Source organism: Candidatus Hydrogenedens sp. (genome assembly GCA_035378955.1).
Lineage (GTDB): Bacteria > Hydrogenedentota > Hydrogenedentia > Hydrogenedentales > Hydrogenedentaceae > Hydrogenedens.
Genome location: DAOSUS010000037.1, coordinates 1 through 20,417, shown reverse-complemented (window position 1 = coordinate 20,417; position 20,417 = coordinate 1). Strand labels below are relative to the sequence as shown.

General features: G+C 35.7%; 13 protein-coding genes. 5 read left to right on the top strand and 8 right to left on the bottom strand.

The genetic code is table 11. The features are described 5' to 3' along the window. The first annotated feature begins 8 nt into the window (after positions 1 to 8). Positions 9 to 2,582: a hypothetical protein gene (locus tag PLA12_08825; GenBank protein HOQ32602.1), complete on the top strand. Its 2,574-nt coding sequence runs from the start codon at positions 9 to 11 to the stop codon at positions 2,580 to 2,582. Between the two features lie 383 nt (positions 2,583 to 2,965). On the opposite strand, the gene PLA12_08820 is transcribed toward PLA12_08825, so the two are convergent. From PLA12_08820 to PLA12_08810, 3 genes are all read right to left on the bottom strand, one after another. Beyond that, on the bottom strand, positions 2,966 to 4,204 hold the full coding sequence (locus PLA12_08820) for a hypothetical protein (protein ID HOQ32601.1): 1,239 nt from the start codon (positions 4,202 to 4,204) through the stop codon (positions 2,966 to 2,968). An 11-nt stretch (positions 4,205 to 4,215) separates the two neighbouring features. Then, positions 4,216 to 5,550 carry a DNA methyltransferase gene (locus PLA12_08815; GenBank protein HOQ32600.1) on the bottom strand — a complete coding sequence of 445 codons (1,335 nt, stop codon included), beginning with the start codon at positions 5,548 to 5,550 and terminating at the stop codon, positions 4,216 to 4,218. A gap of 430 nt (positions 5,551 to 5,980) precedes the next feature. Beyond that, the gene (locus tag PLA12_08810) at positions 5,981 to 6,799 is read right to left on the bottom strand and encodes a flagellin (GenBank protein HOQ32599.1); all 819 of its coding nucleotides are present in this window, start codon (positions 6,797 to 6,799) and stop codon (positions 5,981 to 5,983) included. A 605-nt stretch (positions 6,800 to 7,404) separates the two neighbouring features. Between PLA12_08810 and PLA12_08805 the strand changes: the two genes are divergently transcribed. Both PLA12_08805 and PLA12_08800 read left to right on the top strand, forming a co-directional pair. Then, the gene (locus tag PLA12_08805) at positions 7,405 to 8,994 is read left to right on the top strand and encodes a hypothetical protein (GenBank protein HOQ32598.1); all 1,590 of its coding nucleotides are present in this window, start codon (positions 7,405 to 7,407) and stop codon (positions 8,992 to 8,994) included. A gap of 1 nt (position 8,995) precedes the next feature. Next, positions 8,996 to 13,612, top strand: a complete 4,617-nt coding sequence (locus PLA12_08800) for a hypothetical protein (GenBank protein ID HOQ32597.1) — start codon at positions 8,996 to 8,998, stop codon at positions 13,610 to 13,612. A gap of 167 nt (positions 13,613 to 13,779) precedes the next feature. On the opposite strand, the gene holA is transcribed toward PLA12_08800, so the two are convergent. From holA to bamD, 3 genes are read right to left on the bottom strand one after another with little or no spacing between them, the layout of a single operon-like run. Beyond that, the gene (holA, locus tag PLA12_08795; GenBank protein ID HOQ32596.1) at positions 13,780 to 14,808 is read right to left on the bottom strand and encodes a DNA polymerase III subunit delta; all 1,029 of its coding nucleotides are present in this window, start codon (positions 14,806 to 14,808) and stop codon (positions 13,780 to 13,782) included. A gap of 57 nt (positions 14,809 to 14,865) precedes the next feature. Continuing rightward, the gene (locus tag PLA12_08790) at positions 14,866 to 15,456 is read right to left on the bottom strand and encodes an LptE family protein (GenBank protein ID HOQ32595.1); all 591 of its coding nucleotides are present in this window, start codon (positions 15,454 to 15,456) and stop codon (positions 14,866 to 14,868) included. Next, on the bottom strand, positions 15,456 to 16,451 hold the full coding sequence (gene bamD / locus PLA12_08785; GenBank protein ID HOQ32594.1) for an outer membrane protein assembly factor BamD: 996 nt from the start codon (positions 16,449 to 16,451) through the stop codon (positions 15,456 to 15,458). The genes PLA12_08790 and bamD overlap by 1 nt, the downstream gene beginning before the upstream one ends. Positions 16,452 to 16,681: 230 nt before the next feature. Between bamD and PLA12_08780 the strand changes: the two genes are divergently transcribed. Both PLA12_08780 and PLA12_08775 read left to right on the top strand, forming a co-directional pair. Further along, on the top strand, positions 16,682 to 17,380 hold the full coding sequence (locus tag PLA12_08780; GenBank protein HOQ32593.1) for a DNA methyltransferase: 699 nt from the start codon (positions 16,682 to 16,684) through the stop codon (positions 17,378 to 17,380). A gap of 20 nt (positions 17,381 to 17,400) precedes the next feature. Beyond that, positions 17,401 to 18,672 carry a glycoside hydrolase family 99-like domain-containing protein gene (locus PLA12_08775; GenBank protein ID HOQ32592.1) on the top strand — a complete coding sequence of 424 codons (1,272 nt, stop codon included), beginning with the start codon at positions 17,401 to 17,403 and terminating at the stop codon, positions 18,670 to 18,672. Positions 18,673 to 18,692: 20 nt separating this feature from the next. On the opposite strand, the gene PLA12_08770 is transcribed toward PLA12_08775, so the two are convergent. Both PLA12_08770 and PLA12_08765 read right to left on the bottom strand, forming a co-directional pair. After that, positions 18,693 to 19,490, bottom strand: coding sequence for a DNA methyltransferase (locus tag PLA12_08770; protein ID HOQ32591.1), 798 nt, complete (start codon positions 19,488 to 19,490; stop codon positions 18,693 to 18,695). Between the two features lie 2 nt (positions 19,491 to 19,492). Further along, positions 19,493 to 20,344 (bottom strand): type II restriction endonuclease, encoded by an 852-nt coding sequence (locus PLA12_08765; protein ID HOQ32590.1) that lies wholly within the window; start codon positions 20,342 to 20,344, stop codon positions 19,493 to 19,495. Between the last annotated feature and the right edge of the window lie 73 nt (positions 20,345 to 20,417).

The window sequence follows — 20,417 nt, the reverse complement described above, 5'->3', positions numbered from 1 at the left end:
GAAACCTCATGCAATCTTTTTCCAATTCGGAAACCATTGAATATTCGTTTGATGTTTACCCTAATGTTGGAGCAGGGAATTTCGGTTATTGGGACAAGGATGAACAGGGAAAACCCTGCTATCATCTAAATACCAAGGACAAATTAGATACGGATGTATGGCACCTGGTAGGGAATGACCACATCACAGCGACAGCACATGCAAAGGGCTTTGTGCAAATATATGCTTGGGATAGGGGTCCCCAAGTCCTGAATTATTATGACCCTGAAAATGATATGAAAGGGGGAGGCTATTACTGGATTTTTTCGGATAAAACAAGATTATGCACATACCTTGAAGAAAACCATACAAATACGAACTACGAAATTATATGGGGTTGTGGATATATTCGCAAGATTATCAAAAATTCATGCCTATGTGTAGAGGAAACCCTTTCCACTCCCGATGGTAAAGATTCTGTACTTATCCATGAATTAAAAATACAAAATATTACAAAAGAAACTCAAAACTTGCTTGTAATTCCAATATGGGAACCTAATTGGTTTCCAATCAATCCGGGGCTTATCATGACACCTCCATATAATAAATTCTGGAATATGCTTCGCAAGAGAAAAGGAAAAAAAGTTCAAAATTCGGCCAAATGCTTGATAGAGAACGATACCCTCATTGTCCAATTTACCAAAAAAATGGAACGATTAAGTAAAAGTTCCTGGTCCGTTATGCCTGTGGATACTTTTTTTATATCTTCCTTAAATAATCAAAGTCCCAAATACTTATTTACAAATAAAAATCTTTTTGAAAAGTTTATCCATTCGGTTTATAAAGAAAATATCTTTTCTCAAAAAAGGAAAACATCGGATAAGTATTGTAATCTTCTAAGTTTTGTAGAAGAGCAAAGTCTAAAAGCGGAAGAAGAAATTAGCATGAAATATATAGTTGGTTACGGCTCTATTGAAAAAATAAAAGAGTATAAATCAAAATATACTGCTTCAAAAGTTATTACAAAAGATAAAAAATATATTTCTATTCATATACCCGAAATGGAAATGCCTATTGACAGAGAATTACGATGGCACTCTTATTACCTCCAAGCCGGGTGTGTATATTCGGAATATTTTAACCGCTATTTTGTCGACCAAGGTTCTGCATACGGGTTTATCCATGGTGCGTCCGGTGCACCTCGGGATTGGGCGTTTTTTATTGCCCCCTTAATCTACCTGCGTCCTGACCTTGCCCGAGAAATGTTATTTTTCCTTTGCCAGTTACAGGATGAAAAAACAGGAAAGTTACCTTACGCTCTTGTTGGAAATGGAAAGGCAACAGGGGCAGGTGTGCATTCATGGAGTTCGGATTTAGATTTATTCTTTCTCTGGGCTGTTTCGGAATATCTGGGAGCGACTTTTGATACGGCAATACTCCAAGAAGAAGTTCCCTTCCGAGATAGAAGTTCTTCTCAAGGAGCAACTTTCCTGGCACATATTGAAAAAGCATTCTATCATCTGACACACAAAGTATCCACAGGAAAACATGGATTAATTCGTAGCGGCACAGGCGATTGGAATGATGTGTTCCTTGCTTTTTCTCCCTTTCCTCCAATTACCATGTTAAGAGGCGAGTCCGTTTTTAATTCTGCAATGGCTGTAATGGTCCTACCAGAAATAGCACGATGGATAGAACCCCATAATCCGACTTTGTCGAAAACGATAAATAGTTTTGCACAAACACAACAGCAAATACTTAAGTCTTTATGGAACGGGAAATGGTTTCCCAGAGGGTATATTGGCATAGGAGATAGAAAATTAGGAGATGAAAATTTATTTTTAGATGTTCAACCTTTTGCCATTCTCACAAACTTATTAGATAACAAGGGAAAAAAAGGATTAATTAAAACCATAAAAGAGAAATGTGTAGATACCCAACCTTTCGGTGCTACCTGTCTCGTTCCACCGATGAAAGGTAAATTTTTAGAACCCGGTTCTGATACAAACGGCGGTGTTTGGTATGCCATTAATGCATGGCTATTATGGGCATGGTCAGAATGCAATCCTCAGGAAGCATGGGATTTCCTATTAAAAAATACACTCTTTGCTCATGCGGAGGTTTATCCGAACATTTGGTATGGGATTTGGTCGGGACCAGACGCTTATAATTCTGCGGAACATCCACGAGCAGGCGAAACTTTCTGCCTGAACTTCACACCTATGACCCAGTTTCCTATAATGAATATGAATTGTCATGCAGGTATCCTGTTTGCAGTATTGAAAATATTCGGTCTCTGTCCCCAAAGCGGTTCTTTATTTATTAATCCCAAAGTGCCCTTTGATAAATTTAGCCTGCAAACCTCCCTCATCTCTTACACTTACGAACCAAAGAAAATTGAATTGCGATATTCCCCTGTGTGTAACGGAAATATGTCCTTATGTATAAAATTGAACCAGACTATTTGCTCTTCCTTAGCACAAATCAAAGTGTATCTAAATGGGATAGCCTTCTCTCAATTCAATATCAACAAAGAAAATATTTTGTCTCTTACAACAAACATAGAAAAAGCCAAACCCCTTTCTCTACTTATAACAATCTAACTTATAGCAATTATTCGATATAACCTACAAATAAAATGGGGATAATAAAATTTGCGACGAAAGCAAACGAGTAAACAGAATAAAAAAGATGTATCTGGATATAATATATACCTTATATAGGAATAATCTCCGAGATAAGATAGTGTTCTGAAAAAGGCACTCCTAATTTATACAGGACTGTTTATGTTGGTGAATTCATTTGAGTTCGAGGCATAAGCACATAGAGTGAGGAAGTAATTAAGCATGGCACATAGCAGAGTATAATCTACACCGATAAATATCCGGGGTTACAGGAGGGTCAGGTTTTCGTTGTAATCATCGTAACAACTCATACGCTTTTATTTTGTCCTCAACCCTCATGATAATTTTTAATATAAAATAACCTAATTACCTCGTAACATATCAACGACTTCTTCACATGATAAAAATTGAATAATATCAGATATATAATCTCTTATATTATAGTTTTCTCCGGATGACTTTAATATTATTTCCGCAGGGGTTGGCCTTATATCTAATAAATTTTTATCGTATTGTCTTATCATTTCAATTGTTTCTTTTGTGACTTCTTTTAATGTTTCTTCTTCCCTATTTGATTGGAATCTTTTGACTTGCTGTAAAATTTTATTATTTTTTAAGATTGAAGTTACATAGTTATTCAAATTCTTACTTTTTTTGAAATTTTGGTCTAATACCGTTCTTTCACTCATCGTAATTATCTGTCCCAACCATAAATCATCATATAACATTTCTTCTAATTGTTTTCTAAAATGTTCAATATCATACCTTTGTTTTCCTATAAAAATGCTTTTGATAACTTCATTCCCATAAACAGTAATTATATCTACTTTTATACCGTCAATCTTAAACTCAAGAAGAAAAGCCTTTTCAGGTAGTTGTTTTTCATCAACTTTATATTGGACCTTTTTATCTTTTAATGTTTTGATTATGTCTTTTTTACCTCTAAGAAGACCATTATAACAGATTCCCCATTCTTCATCTTTTTGCGTTGTTGCAGGCTCTCCTTGAATATCGAATAAGATTCCACCTATAAGGAAAACTTTTGTTATACCTGCGCACTTAAGACAATCCCTAAAAGATTGATTTTCGATGATTAACTTTGTGAGTTTATTAAACTTTTCCATCAATTCAATTCTTCCGGCAGTACAGCCAGAGTAGACCTTCATTTTTAACTCACAAAAGACAATATTTTCTTCGCTTTTGCTGACAATGTCAAATTTTTGTTTTGTCAGTTCAGCCTCTTCTAACTTAATATTTTGTCCTAACCATTGAGGCAGTTTTGTTAAAGCAAACTCAAACTCCATTTTTTCTGATGTTCCTAATTCCTCTATCAGTTTAGCAACGAGACTTCCTCTGCCTGCCTGACTATGCTGGTAGTATGATGTTATTGTTAATAAGGATTCATAGAAACTATATAAGTTTTCACTTACAACTGATGCTTGGGATAAGCCATGAAAAACCTCATCAAAAATATTAAAGATTGACTCCATGCTTAAAGTTCTTTTGAACATTTCTTGTACTCTCTTTAAGTACATTCTTTTAAGTCCTGCTTCTATTTCATTTTTGGGTTCTGTACAAATGAGTAATTTTCTAAGTTTCATAATTCTTATTTTCATTTTGGTTTAGAACAAATTATCACGCTTTCTCCTCTTATTGCCCGATTGCGAGCACCTAAAAGAGGATTAAATATTAACTTTTCAAATTTAAACCCTAACTCCTCGCAGAATTTTTTAGTTGTTATTGTCGTTGGAATCTTCTTACCATTAACGGTACTATCTCCAATTATAATTGCCAATCTACCTCCAGACTTTAATGCCCAGAAAATATTTTTTATTGATTCCTTTAAGTCCTCATAGTACATAGCCACTTTTAAAGGCAATCCATTATAATTATTTTTCGGGTATCCGCTATTTTTCATTCCCAGATATTTCGACTCAATTTTTTTTACATCTTTACCTAAATAATCATAAGCAATCTTATCTTTCCCTACATAATCTATAGAAAAATAATAGGGTGGACTTGTAATACATGCATCAAATTTCCCTTCCATTTCTCCTATGTCCTTGAGTTCAAGAATATCTCTTTCTATGATTTTAGCAAGTTCAAATTTAAGACTATATTTTTCTTTAATTTCCATAGTTTTTTTATGACAGTCTTTTATGTAATTTAACTTTTCAATAAATAACCCTAATTTCCCTTTTTTATTATATCTTGATGTTCTTACGAAAGCATCAACAGTATCAAAATATACTGCCAACATTAACTTATGAATTAAAGGGTCAGAATGTTCCCATTTTCTACTTTCTATTGCCTGCAAAATATCATGAATCTCTTTTGGGGTAAAACTTAATTTCCGATCGTTAATAAAAAGCAAATCATTTTTTAGTTCTGATAATACAATTCCCATGGGAGTAACATCTATTCCTACGCTTTTAATACCCATAAGAGAAGCCTCATGCGTGGTAGTTCCAGAACCGTTGAAAGGGTCTAAAAGAAGAGAATTATTATTTAACTTGAAAGCATTAATTAGAGTCCTCACTACTCTTGGATAAAATTTCCCTTTGTATGGATAAAGATTGTGAAATGCATAAGCATTGGTATCACCAAATGTATCTACTAATTCTGTATAGAGAGTCCCTTTTCCTTTAACTTTTTCAAGATGAGCGATTCTTGATCTTATAAATTCTTCATCGCCTTTAAAAGTGACCACTCTATTTATAGGGTCAATTTTATATTCCTCAGTTAAACCCTGTAATTCCAGATCCAAAAATTCCAAATCAGCCAATGTTTGCATCCAGAAACCGAATATAGTATCTCCCTTGGGAAGAACATAATTTGCAAATTCTTTAGCATAAGCGTCTATTATTTCCTCATAAGATGGGTATTCGTATGTATCGAACATCATAATTTGTGTATCCTGCTTTTTGGGGAGGATATTTTTAGCCATATTTTATATTCTCCTTCTAATTAAACCTTGCCAGTGATGTTTGACAGATATTTGTTTAAACCGCAACATCAATCATTTTCTCTGACTCTTTTATATTAAATTCTTAATTTTTATGCTATTTTTTGAAATACTTTTTCACTTACTTATTTTTCCATTATATCTTTTCTACTATGTCACTGACCAGGTTTTATCCCTTTATAAGCAGAGCATGATTCTAAAGCGAATTAATAAGCATTTTACCATAAGGTATTATAACTAAGATTCTATTTCTTTTTCAGCAATATATGAATTGAAAATAGCTAATATACGATATAACCTAATAAATAGCATAGGTAGAGAGAATAGAGTGGTGAAATATTGATGATATTTTATTTAAAATAGAAAATCCCCTTTCGGGGATTTTTTATGAGTTGAAGTATGTTCTTTTGAATTATCCACGCAGGAGTTGTAGTGCCGTTTGTGGAATTACATTTGCCTGTGCGAGGACAGATGTGCCGGCACTGACCAATATTTGATTGCGAGTGAACCGTACCGTTTCCTGAGCAATATCTGCATCGCGAATTTGGCTCTCGGAATAGGACGCATTTTCTTCCTGAATTTCAAGTGTGTTGATAGTAAATTCAAGACGGTTCTGAAAGGCACCCAGATTACTTCTTAAAATATTAATACTCTTTATAGCGTTATCCACAATACTTAATGTTGACACAGCACCACCCTGAGTAGAAATAGATATGCCACTTACTCCTAAATCGCTTGTTTTGGAACCCTGTATTGTGATGGTAAGAGTTTGTCCCATTTGGGGACCTGCTTGAATAACGATACTTTGTGTTACACTCAAAACATAGAAGCCGTTAAACTCTGTATCGCGTGCGATTGAGTCTAACTGCTGGAGCAATTGAGTTACTTCCGCATCTAAAGCAGCCCTATTTTGTGTGCTATTTGTTCCATTAGCCGATTGAACTGCTAATTCTCGAATTCTTTGGAGAATATTAGAACTTTCGACTAATGCTCCTTCTGCCGTCTGAATGAGACTTATTCCATCCTGGACATTGCGGACGGCTACTCGTGCTCCACAAACAACAGAACGGAATCCTTCCGCAATGGCTAAACCGGCGGCATCATCGGCAGCACGGTTAATTCGCAAACCACTGGAGAGTCGTTCGAGGGATTTGTTGAGGTCAAGAGTGTTCTTGCGTAAAGTGCGGGTTGCGTTGAGGGCGGCGATGTTTGTGTTAATTCGTAAACCCATTGTATATTCCTCCGTGATTAAAGTTTCCTTTGCATCCTTGCATCGGTGAACCTCTTGCAAAAGGTTCATTGTAAAGTATCGGCAATTTTATAAAAATCTTTAGAAAAATTTGTTGACAAAATTAAATTTTATTTTTTGTTCTTCATAACAATGTTGCAAATAAACACGAAGGGAATAAAATCCATCATCTGTTATTTCATTCAATGTAGTTGAAGTGTCCTTGCTTCTGGTATTTTTAAGTAGATAAGTTTATTTGCCACAAAAAACAAAGACTTTGCACAAAGTTCACAATGTAGGAGCGATACATGTTTCGCCCTTCTCCGTGTCCTTTGTGTAATATTTCTTTTGTGTCCTCTGTGGTTAAATATTTTTTACGGTAAAGGCCTTATAACAAAAGAGACACACCTCACTCATGCTGTGCATCTATGATTCGGAAGGAAGTATAAATTTGTTACCTATGTCCTGCAGGTAATCAAGTAAATTTTATTGAATAGATAACCCTATGTGAATAACAGTATCCATATTCTTATTAATAAAATTGTTTTTGAAGAAAAGATTTTTATCATGTTATTTACAGGGGCGTTTTTATTTATAATTATGAAACTATGAAACGAATTTTAGGAAATATTATAAAAACGAATAAAGACTGGAAACAGGTTAGAATTTTCCTGTTTCTTGATTTTGTTTATGTTTCACTTGTGTTTCTTTGGGTCCTCTTTTTGCCATCATCGGGTTCAGATTATCTCTGGTTCCATAATACATTTTTTAATCAACCGATATATGGCTCAGACTCTTTTATATTGTCTGTGATTTTTACATACAGTTTTATAATGTTTCGCTTATTAAATTTTCTCCTGCTTTATATCCTGATGTTCATTCTCTTTTTCACGACACGATTTGTTACAGGTGGACCATGGTGGTTAGGGTCTCTTTCTGCGGTTTTGTTTATGGCTCATCCTCTCACCCAACCGCAGATTGTCCAATTAAACGGTTACGAGACACTATTCCCCCTTGTAATGAATGCTATTCCATTATTGCTTTTTGCCTATTCTGTTTATACACAGACTTCGCAATTAATATTTATCTGGCTCTTCTCGTTAATAGCCTTGCTTGTATCGCCATTATCCGCCCCTTTTATTTTCATTATTGGATTTGGACTTCTACTAAATAGAGATGTTCAAGGGGCTATTCCCAAACGACACATCTGGATGGGAATTCTTACAATACTGCCCGCATTATACTTTTTAAAAGTCAATCAATCGAATTATATCTTTTCTTTCGATTTCATTCCTCAATTATCATTACTTATATATCCTATTGGCTGGTTACCCATGACCGTAGATATATACCATCGGGAAAGTATTTTACCTGTTTTTTATACTTTACTGAGCATATCTGTTCTTGTTTTTATTTCCTGGAAGATTAAACAGAAATATCTGGTATTATTCCTATGGGGTATTCTTTTCCTATGCCTGTTTTCCTACAAAAAAGGCATTAATCTCACCCAACCTCTACAAAACCCTTCTGCATTATTCCCGCTGATGCTTCTCTGTATAGCCGTATCAGGGATATGTGGAATAATTCAAAAACAACCCCGCTGGAAAATGAGTGTCGTCAAGATAACAACAGTCCTCTGTATTATTATGATGTGCTGTCAGATATTTCTTAACGGTTTGTATGCGTATAGTTCTTTTCAGGAGCAGCACATCTCAGAGGATATACTTAAACAGGTCGAAGAACAGAATATGGATGAGTTTATTCTTTTCCCGTCTTCTATTGAATACCGCTGGCATAATTTGAATATATTTGCCTCTTTACTTAAAAAGAAAATTACATCCACCTCCCCCGTTCAGAAAGTTATAATTTTCCCTTATTGCATACTCCGCCCTGATTCTGTTTTTGATGTAGAGTTAACAGCCCCTTATTATTCTGAAGATTCCCTTATTATTGGAATTAGTCCTACCTATGTAGAATACTGGCTAATTCATCCTTCTGACCATTTAATTTCTAATAAAAAAGATGAACAGGTATTTTATAAGCAATTTTTTAATCCACAAAATAATACATGGGTTGATTTCTTTAAGGAAGAACAGACCGAAAATATTCTAATCCGATTTGAAGATAAAAAATTAAGTAAGCACCTCTTTTTGTGGGATAATAAAAGAAAAATATATAATTTAATTACTCGCAAATAAAATGAAAGGGTTTCATATTAACTTACTTTTTCGAGTATCTTTTTTTACGATTGCATGTTTTTTCTTACTCTTTCCTGCGTATCCGCAGGAACCTTTACCTGATATTTTGCAACGGGGATACATTTCCCAGTGGATGATATGCGGACCTTTCCCTTCCGACCTTGAAAAAGGGATAAAGAATGCCATTAGTAACAATCAAGCCCCTTTAGGAACGCGGGATTTCTGGGCAGGCAAAGGGGGAATTACACAACTTCTACCTCAACCCGGTGATAAGGCACAAATTGATGGAATAACCTATACATGGTTGCCATTTGTGGTCAAGAATCCGAGGCTGGACTTACATACATTACGCCCTCCTGATGAGTGTATCTATTATCTTTCTGCGTATGTTCAGGTTCCAGAGGACCAACTAATTTATATCCACATTCAAACTCCATTGGGGGCACGGCTCTGGATTAGTAAAACGGGGATAAGAGATGTCAAAGCAATGCCCATTGAACATTTAGGTATAGACCGTGCTTTGGTTCGGTTACGGAAAGGATTAAATCTTTTTATATTGCAAGTGCCTTTTCTTTCTTTGCAGAGCATTAGCGAAATCACAAAGATTCCTGTTGAAAATATACCTATGAAATTATGGTCGCAAAAAGAACCCAATATCGGACAGACTGGCTATGAGATAAATTTTCATATTCGTCCTGTTGATTCGGCAGGTGCAATTTATTATGTTCCTTTACTTGAACCTTCCCGAATATTTACAGGACCTGAAATTGACCCGAAACAGGTGTTTTACCTTACGATATACAATCCAACCTCGAAACAAGTATTTCCAATAAGTATTAATGGTTGGGTCATGCCTCAAAATTTTTCTCTTCCCAATCAGCAAATCTCATTGCAACCTCAGGAAGAGACCCGTGTCCCATTTCAAATACCCAATAAAGGACGAAAACAAGAAGATAAAACAAATATTCGGGTATTAATTACTGCACCGAACGAAAACGGTGAAAAACAAACATCTGAATTTAATACTCAAATAACTTTTACAGACCCCGAACCTTTAAGTAAAACCTATCTCCTTACAGGGACCTGGGGTAAAGATATAGCCCAACCCGAAATAGGGAACCATTTACAGCAAAAAATTGAGGCAAGCAAAACCCAGATATGGAATGCCTACGAAACACAGGACTATGGGACAGATATAGGAACGGGCAATATCTGGCTACATGTGCTACATCAGAATCCGGACATAATTATACCTCTGCGAGAAACAATCCTGCGTGGGAAAAGCACCGCTCAAAATATTTTTACACCGATTGATGAACGATTACTTTCTATAGAATCTATCCTTATGAACCTATTTATAGGGACAAAACTGAAGGAAGGACTGTTAAAAGAATTTAACAAATCTTTTATTGCCTGGGATTATCCTGCTTTATCACCCCAATCCTCCCAAATTATCCAAAAGTGCAACTTTAATGGTATTGCTTCCAATATATCCTCTCAAAGTATTCCACCGCTCGCTTACTGGAGGGCTCCTGCGGGCAATTCTGTCATATCAAGAATATTAAAAACACCTCCCCCATTTCGTAATTTCCGTGAAGTAAAAAAATGGGCTTTTATATCCCATGCAGAGATTGAGCCTCTTATCCCCGAAATTGATATGTTAGTCCTCGAAAATTCATCCCCTTTCTTAAACATTAATCTTTTACCGGATTTAAAAAATGAAATTCCTCCTTTTTATTTTCATGGAAACGGCTCATCTGAATTTTTTGAAGAAATTCAGGGATACCTTAATTCTCGCGGAAATATAGAAACTATCCCCAATATTTTCCAGCCTGTGTATGCTAAGGAAAATCTTACAGATATTCTTTCCAATGTATTATTAAAAACCTGTCTTTATAAGTTCGAAGAGAACCTTTTACTGGCTCAAACATCAGCAACTATCGCCGGGATATTTGGAATGTCATATCCTGGGGAGGTCATATCCCGATTGTGGACAATCTTACTACAAACAGCAGACCCGTATGTTATTAACAATAAATTATCTGAGAATGAGGCAAGCTCTTTGCTATCCCAATTATGCACAGGAATTCGTGATACAGAGAAAATCATACAACGCACAATGAAACCTATTGCAGATAATGTGAACACCTTAACCTATATTACCGACAACAAACCCAATTCCCAATCTATTGTTATATTCAACCCGAATACCTCAGTAAAAACTTTGCCTATCACTGTAGATGTATCCATCCCCAATCCTCAATTTTCCCTTGTCTCCACAGACGGCAAACCTATTCCCTGCCAAATATACTCCACACAAGAAGAAACTTCTTCAACAACTACTTATCAAGTGCAGTTTGTAGCGGAAGAAGTCCCTCCGTATGGAGTTAAAACATTTTATCTCATTCCCGATAAAAAAGCACCCCAATCTGTTAAAGTTACAGACAATTTTATTGAGAATGAGTTTATGCTGGTTCGTATTAATAATAAAACAGGGAACATCACTCAAATTATTGATAAAACTTCTGGCAAAGATATAGTCCCTCCAGAGGGAAATTTCGATATGATAGGCTTCTCCAATCCTGATAAAGGAAATTTTACTCCTTTTTCGGATACGCTTAGCAAGTATGAGACATTTAAATCTGATTTGCTACAACGGATTGTCATCCAGTTTGAAAGTAAAAAAGGGACTTTAACCAAAGAATACTGCTTATATCAAAAGGTCAATCAAATTTATTGCTATCATTACTTCACTCCAACAGAAGAAATGGCTGAAAACAGCCTTGCTTCCGCCTTTAACATTGCCTCTGAAGGAAACATCCCTATTTATGGTTCTCAGTCTTTTGCTTTCACATCACCACCAACTTATTCAAATACGAAAGACAACCGTTCCCTATTTTTTGCACACCGTTTCTTTGCAGAAGGTAAAGGTGATTGTATTAAGACAGAAGATAACAGATATATACCTTTTTCGAATGTATCAATTATAAAATCGGATGAAAATATTGTTCCCATTTTACAAAATCTTATTAGGAAGACCTTATGGAATCGAGGAATTCCTTCAGAGACGGCTTCTATTCAGGATTGGGCAATGATAAAAGGGGAGAAATCTCCTTTCTATATCTGGGCAGGAACAGCAAAATCTTATGAAAATATTAAAGCATGGATTGCTGAAACCCATCCCGACTTAAACAATGAAATTATAAAAAGAAGTGAGGTGGGAACTCCTTTCTTAATTCAAACACAAAGGGATAATTCTCAATATAACATTTTAGGATTTATCGCAAATACCCCTGAGAAATTGGGGGCCGTAATCAATAATTTCCTTAAAATGCTTGACCAGCGTGGGGAGTTTATCATTCCTTCAGCCGTTAGCAAAGGGGACGGAACAAAAATCCCCAATTATGGGCTTGCTCTTATGTTTAACGGGACTAAACTCGTTTCAACAGATTCGAATAAATCTTTTTACCTATACCACGGATATATTAATACTCAAAAATATCCTCCAAAGATTAACGCTATACCGATTTTCTACAGAATATATCCATTTTCAGGGCATTGGTTACAAACAGATATTATTCAACAAAGCAATGAAAAACCTTTATTATATGCAATAACAGGACTTCACGGCGGTCCCTGGGCAAATAATTCAAGTTTCCTTTCATTGGACAACCCTAATATTTACATATCCTCCCTAAAACCTATAGGCACAGGAATTCCTCTTATCCAATCGGAACAGCAAAATCCAACAGATATGTTTATTGCACGATTAAATGCGATAGGAAATCAGAAACAGAATTGTATTTTAAGCAGTTCATTCACCATAAATAATATTCAGGCACTAACACCTCTTGAGGCTCCTGATACCTCTTCTATTAACTTAAAAGAACAGCCTATTAATTTTAGCCCGTGGGATATTCAAACCTTCTCTATATCTTTTAAAAAAGTTACTGCTCCAAACAGAATACCCTTTGAGATGAAGGATATTTGCTATTCTAATTCCGATTATCTTACATATCCATTACAAAACGGCTTTGATTCTCCCATAATCAAAATATCGCAGGTAGATACTTCATCTTCAACCAATATACAACTTACCATTGGCAATATTAACGCCAAGGAAACCGTTCAGGGAACTGTTTTTCTTGAAACACCTGATAATTGTATTCTTAAAACCTCTCAAATTCCTTATAACTTACCTCCACTAACCGCAATTCAACACACCATACCCTATGAACAATCTGAAAGAGAAGGGCCTTCTCCCATTATCAATGCATGGACAGAAGTTAATGGAAAAACAATTCGGACATTTCTTTCCAATAATGATTTTCCTGCAAAAATAAGTTATGAAAAGAGTGCAGCACAGGTAAAAGTTACCATTGAAAATACTCAGTCTATTCCCATATATGGAAGTATCACATGGATTTCACTTCGTTATTCTCCGATTACGCATGATACTAAATACAACCAATTTACAAAGCCCGAAAATACAGACATCTATATAAAACCCCATGAAACAAATTCATATACCTTCTTGCCTCAGGATACATCCATATTAGACACAACGATAGCACGCATCCAGATTAATAATAAAATTCAATTCCTTCCTATCCAATAACAACTTATATACTCAGGGATAATTCATAAGTAGCCTTCCCCAAGCTGTGAGGAAATTAGTGTAAATTTGTGGGTTCACCTATACTTTTTTTATCACTGAGAAAGTGGGCCATATTTTAAATAAAATTAAAAAAGGGAAACATCTAATATTTTTCGGAGGATTTATTCTTAATTTTTTCTTTGCTTTGGTGGGATATAGGAAAGTTTGAGGACAAGCAATTCCAATGCGGTTCTTTCATCGGTTCCTGTTTGGCGCATCGCATAGGTAGTTTCGTTACAAAGGTTCATTGCCGCAACTAATTTCTTAAGTCCAAATCGCTTCGCAAGGGGACTTACTTTATTCATAACAAAAGTGCTTCGAGGTTTTTCTTCGGATAGTTCTGTAGTCTTATAGGCGTTTTCAAGAAGCCAATGGATTACCGAAACGATTTCGGGCGGTTCTTTTCCTTGATTTAATAAATCATTAAGTATAAGCCATGCCATTTTCATGTTCCCGAGAGCTATTGCATCTGTCAAACTCCAGATGGATTCTTCTGCAACATCTGCACAGGAGTCCAGCACATCTTTAATTGTTATAGAATCTTTTTCCCCTACAAAACCAAGTAATAAAGTCAAAGCATTCTGAATATCACTTAGCTTTGTGCCACATCTGGATACTAATTCATCCAAACCATCCGGTGAAATTTTCTTTTTTTTATTGCTTAAATACTGCCTTACCCATTCTTTCAATTCATTATTATTTAGGGCAGGACATTCAATTACTCCGTTAATTGACTCAAATGCTTGATAAAGAGGTTTTCGGGAATCAACAGTTTCTGCCACACATAGCAACAAGGTGGTATCCAATGGATTCTGAAGATAGTCCAGCATGGGGCGAATAAATTTCACATCACTTTTTTCGTTACGGTCTAACAGTTCAAATTTGCGAACAACCACTACCTTACGCGGAGAAAAAAAAGGATGTGTAGAACATTCCATCACTATTTCGTCCAGTCGAGTTTCATCTCCATAAAAGGTTTGTAACCCTACAGATTCTGTTCCCTCTGGAATAAAACCTTTTATCAATTCTTCAATTATTTCCTCCGCAAGAACAGGCTCAAAACTTTCTTTATTACCAGAAACTGAAGGACAGAAAAGCAAACAATTTGAGGGCAATCCTTTTTTTGACAATTCTTTTTTAAATTGCTTTATATCCATAATCAATTCTTCAATTTAAATAAGGTAAAACAGGATATTCCCTATTTCTTTAATAAACTACCACGGTTCAATAGTCCGATAGAATATATCCGAGGCTAATTGTTCTAACGCTTCAGAAACAGCCCTGTTTTCTTCGTCGCTGGCAAAAGAACGAACCGGGTTTAAAAAGGTTTCTACATTTCCATGAAGTCTGTCAGAGGATTGTCCTGCGGCGCGTGTAAAATAAGTGCTTTCGCCAGCCATCATAGGTTCCTGCCAGAGTATTTTTCCCGTATGTTGGTCTGTCACACGAACACCCGCGGTTACTACAATCAAAAACTGCGTAGTCTCGTCATTCGCATCGTAAGTCAGTCCCTTCCGCTTGTAATCCAAAATAACACCTTCAATAAGCAAATCTGCCTCTGACGGTTTTACCACTTTCAGCCGACCATCTGTGATAAATTTCCGTATTAAGGCATTGGTCAAAGGTGCTTGGAAATCATACTCGGATGACTTGTTGTAAAAACCAGATACAGCAACAGTCTGATAACGCGGGTCTAATGAAACTTTGGTTGTGTAAGCACAATTTATATTTAGCACAGACAGAAAGGTAAAAAGACATACCAACGATACATAAAGTATGATTCTTTTGTTCCTTACAGAATTCATTATTTCTTCGTCTCCTGATTGAATTGAGTTTTCAAATCACTCACTTTTACGGGGTTTGCTTCCAACCACTTATTGGCTTTTTCTGCGGATGGCGTGTCCGTATATTGATTGGCTATCAACTGGTAATATATTCTTGCAGAATCAAAGTTTCTCTTTTTTTCATAGTAACGGGCAACGCTTAACTTCTGTTCAGCTATATTATCCCGCATTTTTTGACGCCATCCTTTGAGTTCTTCTACACGACTATCTTCAGGAAAATTCTTTATAAATTCATCAATGGCTTCGATGGCTAATTCTGCCCTACTCTGGTCATATTCAGGCGGGAGAGAAGATTCATAATAACAACGGGCTAACCCGAACCGTGCATCATCTACCCAATCGGATTGAGGATAATTATCTATAACACGACGATATTCATAACCGGCTTCGATATATTCCTTCCTTGCATGATGACAAAGTCCGATTTTATACTGGGCTTCTGCGGAACGCGGCATAAAGGGCTGATTACTCACAACCATTCCATAGACTTCTATCGCATGTTTTAGCGGTTTTCCTCGGAAAAAGGATAAAAATTTGCTTCTCTTTTTTAATCCCCGTTCGTATAACTTATCACCAATTTCAAATTGTTTTTGTATGGCTTGCTCATAGAGTTTCGAGTTAGGGTAACCAGAAACTAATTTCTGGAATTCCTTTGCTGCTTCCAACCATTTTTCCATAGCCATCTTAATTTCACCGCGTAAAAACAAGTTCTGGTCTGCCAATGGGTCCTGTCCATAAAAATCAAAGAATTTTTCCGTTTCTTTCAGGGCTTTTTTATAATCCCCCTGTAAATACAAACTCCGTGCGTATTCAATTTGCAGTTCAGCAGTTTCCTTGGGCATCCGCTTTACATTAATAAATCTGCCCGTTTGCGGAGTCCATGTCCACTGTGCATAGCTATCCACGACCAGCAAACCACAAGCAAGAACAAGCACAAAAATAAAATTCTTTTTCATGTAACTTCTCCATATTCAGACTGTTTTATTCTACAATTTTTTATCTACCCAAAACTTCACTTTACAGGTTTATCTTAAAAGCCCGTATTAGAATATAATAATATCACAAGTGAGTGAAAATTTAAAAAAGTTTATACCTCTTTGATATAAAATATCGTTATATATTCCTTAAAATACTAATACTTAATTAAAACCATTTACAAATCAAAGATTATTACTTTTAAAAAATCATGAAAAAACCGCAAGTAACTTTGCAAACAACAACCCTCTGGGATTATCCCTCACAACATTATGGCGACCAGATGCAGGGAGACCAAAATTATCCGGGGGCAACCCCTTCGTATATTATCTGGAACCTATTACAGCGGTATACCCGTGAAAAAGATTTTATTGTTGACCCTATGTGTGGGAGCGGAACAACTATTGATGTATGTAAAGACCTTAATCGAAAGGTTATCGGATTTGATTTAAGTCCCTATCGAGATGACATTATTCCTGCGGATGCTCGATATTTGCCGTTACCAAGTGAAAGTATTGATTTTGTTTTTTTAGACCCACCGTATGGAACGAATATTCATTACTCGGACGACCCGCGATGTATAGGAACTTTGAGTGCTAATGAGGACACCTATTATAAATCTATGGAACAATGTATCCGTGAGATTTACCGCATATTAAAACCTCAGCGATTTATGGCTCTATATTGTTGCGATTCGTTTCAAAAAAAGAAGCCTTTTGCCCCTATCGGATTTCGATTGTTTTCGATTATGGAGCGATGGTTTACACCTATGGATATTATTGCGGTTGTTCGACATAATCGGACATTAAAACGGAGACACTACCATACCGAAGCAGAACGCGGAAATTATTTTCTCCGCGGGTTCAACTATTTGTTTATAATGAAGAAAGAAATGAAACAAAAAAAATGAAAATACGAAAGGAAATGAGAATGACTACACAATACCATTTATCCGTTTGTTTTTATTTTAAAGTTTTTCTATTACTTCTCTTCTTCTTTTATATTACACAAAAACCGTGTTTTGCAGATGAAACATCTCGAGAGCAATCCTTACCTATAAAAAACTCCCGAGGTGACTACACAGTTGCCTGTTTCTATTTTCCAAACTATCATGTAGATAAACGCAACGAAAAAGTCCATGGACAAAATTGGACCGAATGGGAATTGGTAAAAAATGCCAAACCGCGTTTTTCAGGACATCAACAACCAAAGGTTCCCCTATGGGGCTATGTAGATGAAGCCGACCCTAAGGTCATGGAAAAGAAAATAGATGCCGCTGCAGAACATGGTATTGATGTTTTTCTATTTGACTGGTACTGGTATAACGATGGTCCTTTCTTACAACGCTGTCTGGATGAAGGCTATCTCAAAGCAAGAAATCATAACCGCGTTCGTTTTGCAGTAATGTGGGCAAATCATACATGGCTTAACATTCATCCTGCTTCTTTAGATACCGTTCAATCTTCACCGGTGCTATATCCCGGTGAAGTCACTCCGGAAACCTTTGAGCAAATTACCGATTATGTGATTGACAAATATTTTTTAGACTCTGCCCACTGGACTATCCATGGCAAGCCTGTATTCTCAATTTATGAAATCCATACCTTCGTCGATGGTATTGGCGGTTTAGAAAATGCAAAAAAAGCACTGGATAATTTCCAGAAAAAAGCCATTGACAAAGGCTTCCCCGGTGTTCATATCAATGTAGTTAATGTAGAAAACCGCATGCCAAAATGCGTTGTTGGGAAAATGACCCCAGCGGAACTCATTCGCTATCTTAATATAGATAGTGTAACCTCCTATGCGTGGGTATTGGATACACCATTGAATAACTTCCCAGAAACTCCATATTCCGAAGTAGCCAGTCGCTTTGATAAAATCTGGCTGGAACGCTCCCAACAATTTGGCGTTCCTTATTTTCCCAATGTTTCTATGGGTTGGGACTCATCTCCAAGATGTAATCAAAGTGACCCGTTCCAGAATAAAGGTTATCCATTCACGCCTATTCTTTCTGGAAACACCCCCGAACAATTCCAATCTGCTTTAGAAAAATGCCGTGCATTTTTAGACAGCACTCCTATCTGCAACAAAACATTAACCATCAACGCATGGAACGAATGGACCGAAGGCAGCTACCTCGAACCCGATACTAACCACGGCTACGCCTACCTCGAAGCCATAAAAAATGTATTCGGAAAATGATTTTTTTCTATTTTGAAGGTTTAATAATCAAAATCGAATAAAAATTTTTGATAAAGTGTTTCTGCCTTGTTGTTCTTTTTCATTTCTTTTATTTCACCGTTTAATCTTTTTAAGATAATCTCGTAATATTTTTTTGAAATTTCTATAGTAATATATTTCCGATTTAACTTTTTAGCTACGGCGGAGGTTGTTCCTGTTCCTCCGAAGGGGTCTAATATAATATCCCCCATATTAGAGCTTGTTTTTATTATCAATTCCAATAAATCTTCTGGCATCTGACACGGATGACTTCCTATTCGCTCTTTAAATGTTCCACATACTCTTGAAAATTGCCAAACATCGTCAGGAATCTTGCCAATCGGATTTGCTCTTTTGTCTCTATAAACAATCTGTCTTGCAGATGGAATTCTTATATCCTTATCATTAAATGTAAATTTTTCCTTGTCTTTGGTGAAATACAAAATATGTGTATGAGCCCGATTAAATTTCTTCCGTTGATTTTGTCCAAAAGTGTAATACCAAATAATCCAGTTTCTAAAATAGAAACCTGTTTTCTTTAGGATAATACTTATTTCACCGGCAAACTCATCTCCAATAGCGATATAGATACTTCCATTCTTTTTTAATAATCTATAACATTCGCTTATCCATTGCATTGACCAGTTATAGTATTCTTCATAAGGCATATTATCGTTATGCACATCATATTTTATCCCAATGTTAAAAGGAGGGTCTGCAAACACTAGGTCAATACAGTTATCTGGCATATTTTGCATTATCTTTATGCAATCTCCTAAATGAACTTTATTAATTTCCATGCTTATGCTCCACTGCCAAATAACTCACAAGGTTTAATTTTGAACTGAATTTTTGTCGGGTCGGGGGTTCCACCTTTTCTCTGCATTGTAATTCTTCCAATATAGAGGCTTCCCTTAGGGGAAATACATATTTTGCCATTACCCAAAAAGTTCATCACAAAATTTATATCTTTTAGTACCCATGTAGTTGCATTACTTATCTTGTCATATTTTGCAACTAACATCCAATCTGCAGATAATCCTCCTCTCCCTTTTATTATATCACTTACCACTCTAATTCTATTTTTCTTAAAAAAGTTAATGATTTTATTCTGCATTTTTGAGGGAATTTCATCAAGAAATAGACGCCTTGTATCTTTAAATCTTTTATTCTTTTGTTCTTTGAGATTACCTTTTTTCATTTCTTCTTTGGGATTTAATTCTCCTGTAAAAAGTTTAAGCCAATAAGATATTTCTTCATCAAACCCCCACATTTCCCGATAACTATCAATTGTTCTTTTATCAATCTGATTGTAGTCAGCGTCTCGATTCGCTTTTTTTAGAGATAAATTTTCAATTTTCAAGATGTCTCCAATTCTAATACATATTTTTAGTTGTGCGTCTGCTTTTTTGTATTTAATAAATTTTTCATATTCATCTTCTTCTACACCAAATTTAGTTATATCTGACTTTTTTATTCTAATAGGTATTTGAATTGCTTGTACAGATTTAATTTTATCGAGATTATATCCCATTACTTGCAGCCATTCTTGGGCTTCTTTATCTTTTTTCCAAGAATTAAACTTTCTGCATACTGCTTGCTCATTCGCAAATCCACCTTTAGCTGTTTTTGAGCCAAGTTCTTTCTTATTCATAAAACCTCAATATTAAAAAGGGTTAAAAATCTATAATAGATCAAGTAATAATTTTATATTATTAAACTATAAT

What these genes read in the sequence shown, in the direction of transcription:
- PLA12_08805 (HOQ32598.1), top strand. Translation starts at nt 7,405, where the DNA reads ATGAAACGAATTTTAGGAAATATTATAAAAACGAATAAAGACTGGAAA.
- PLA12_08815 (HOQ32600.1), bottom strand. Translation starts at nt 5,550, where the DNA reads ATGGCTAAAAATATCCTCCCCAAAAAGCAGGATACACAAATTATGATG.
- bamD (HOQ32594.1), bottom strand. Translation starts at nt 16,451, where the DNA reads ATGAAAAAGAATTTTATTTTTGTGCTTGTTCTTGCTTGTGGTTTGCTG.
- PLA12_08810 (HOQ32599.1), bottom strand. Translation starts at nt 6,799, where the DNA reads ATGGGTTTACGAATTAACACAAACATCGCCGCCCTCAACGCAACCCGC.
- PLA12_08765 (HOQ32590.1), bottom strand. Translation starts at nt 20,344, where the DNA reads ATGAATAAGAAAGAACTTGGCTCAAAAACAGCTAAAGGTGGATTTGCG.
- holA (HOQ32596.1), bottom strand. Translation starts at nt 14,808, where the DNA reads ATGGATATAAAGCAATTTAAAAAAGAATTGTCAAAAAAAGGATTGCCC.
- PLA12_08820 (HOQ32601.1), bottom strand. Translation starts at nt 4,204, where the DNA reads ATGAAACTTAGAAAATTACTCATTTGTACAGAACCCAAAAATGAAATA.
- PLA12_08790 (HOQ32595.1), bottom strand. Translation starts at nt 15,456, where the DNA reads ATGAATTCTGTAAGGAACAAAAGAATCATACTTTATGTATCGTTGGTA.
- PLA12_08775 (HOQ32592.1), top strand. Translation starts at nt 17,401, where the DNA reads ATGACTACACAATACCATTTATCCGTTTGTTTTTATTTTAAAGTTTTT.
- PLA12_08770 (HOQ32591.1), bottom strand. Translation starts at nt 19,490, where the DNA reads ATGGAAATTAATAAAGTTCATTTAGGAGATTGCATAAAGATAATGCAA.
- PLA12_08825 (HOQ32602.1), top strand. Translation starts at nt 9, where the DNA reads ATGCAATCTTTTTCCAATTCGGAAACCATTGAATATTCGTTTGATGTT.
- PLA12_08800 (HOQ32597.1), top strand. Translation starts at nt 8,996, where the DNA reads ATGAAAGGGTTTCATATTAACTTACTTTTTCGAGTATCTTTTTTTACG.
- PLA12_08780 (HOQ32593.1), top strand. Translation starts at nt 16,682, where the DNA reads ATGAAAAAACCGCAAGTAACTTTGCAAACAACAACCCTCTGGGATTAT.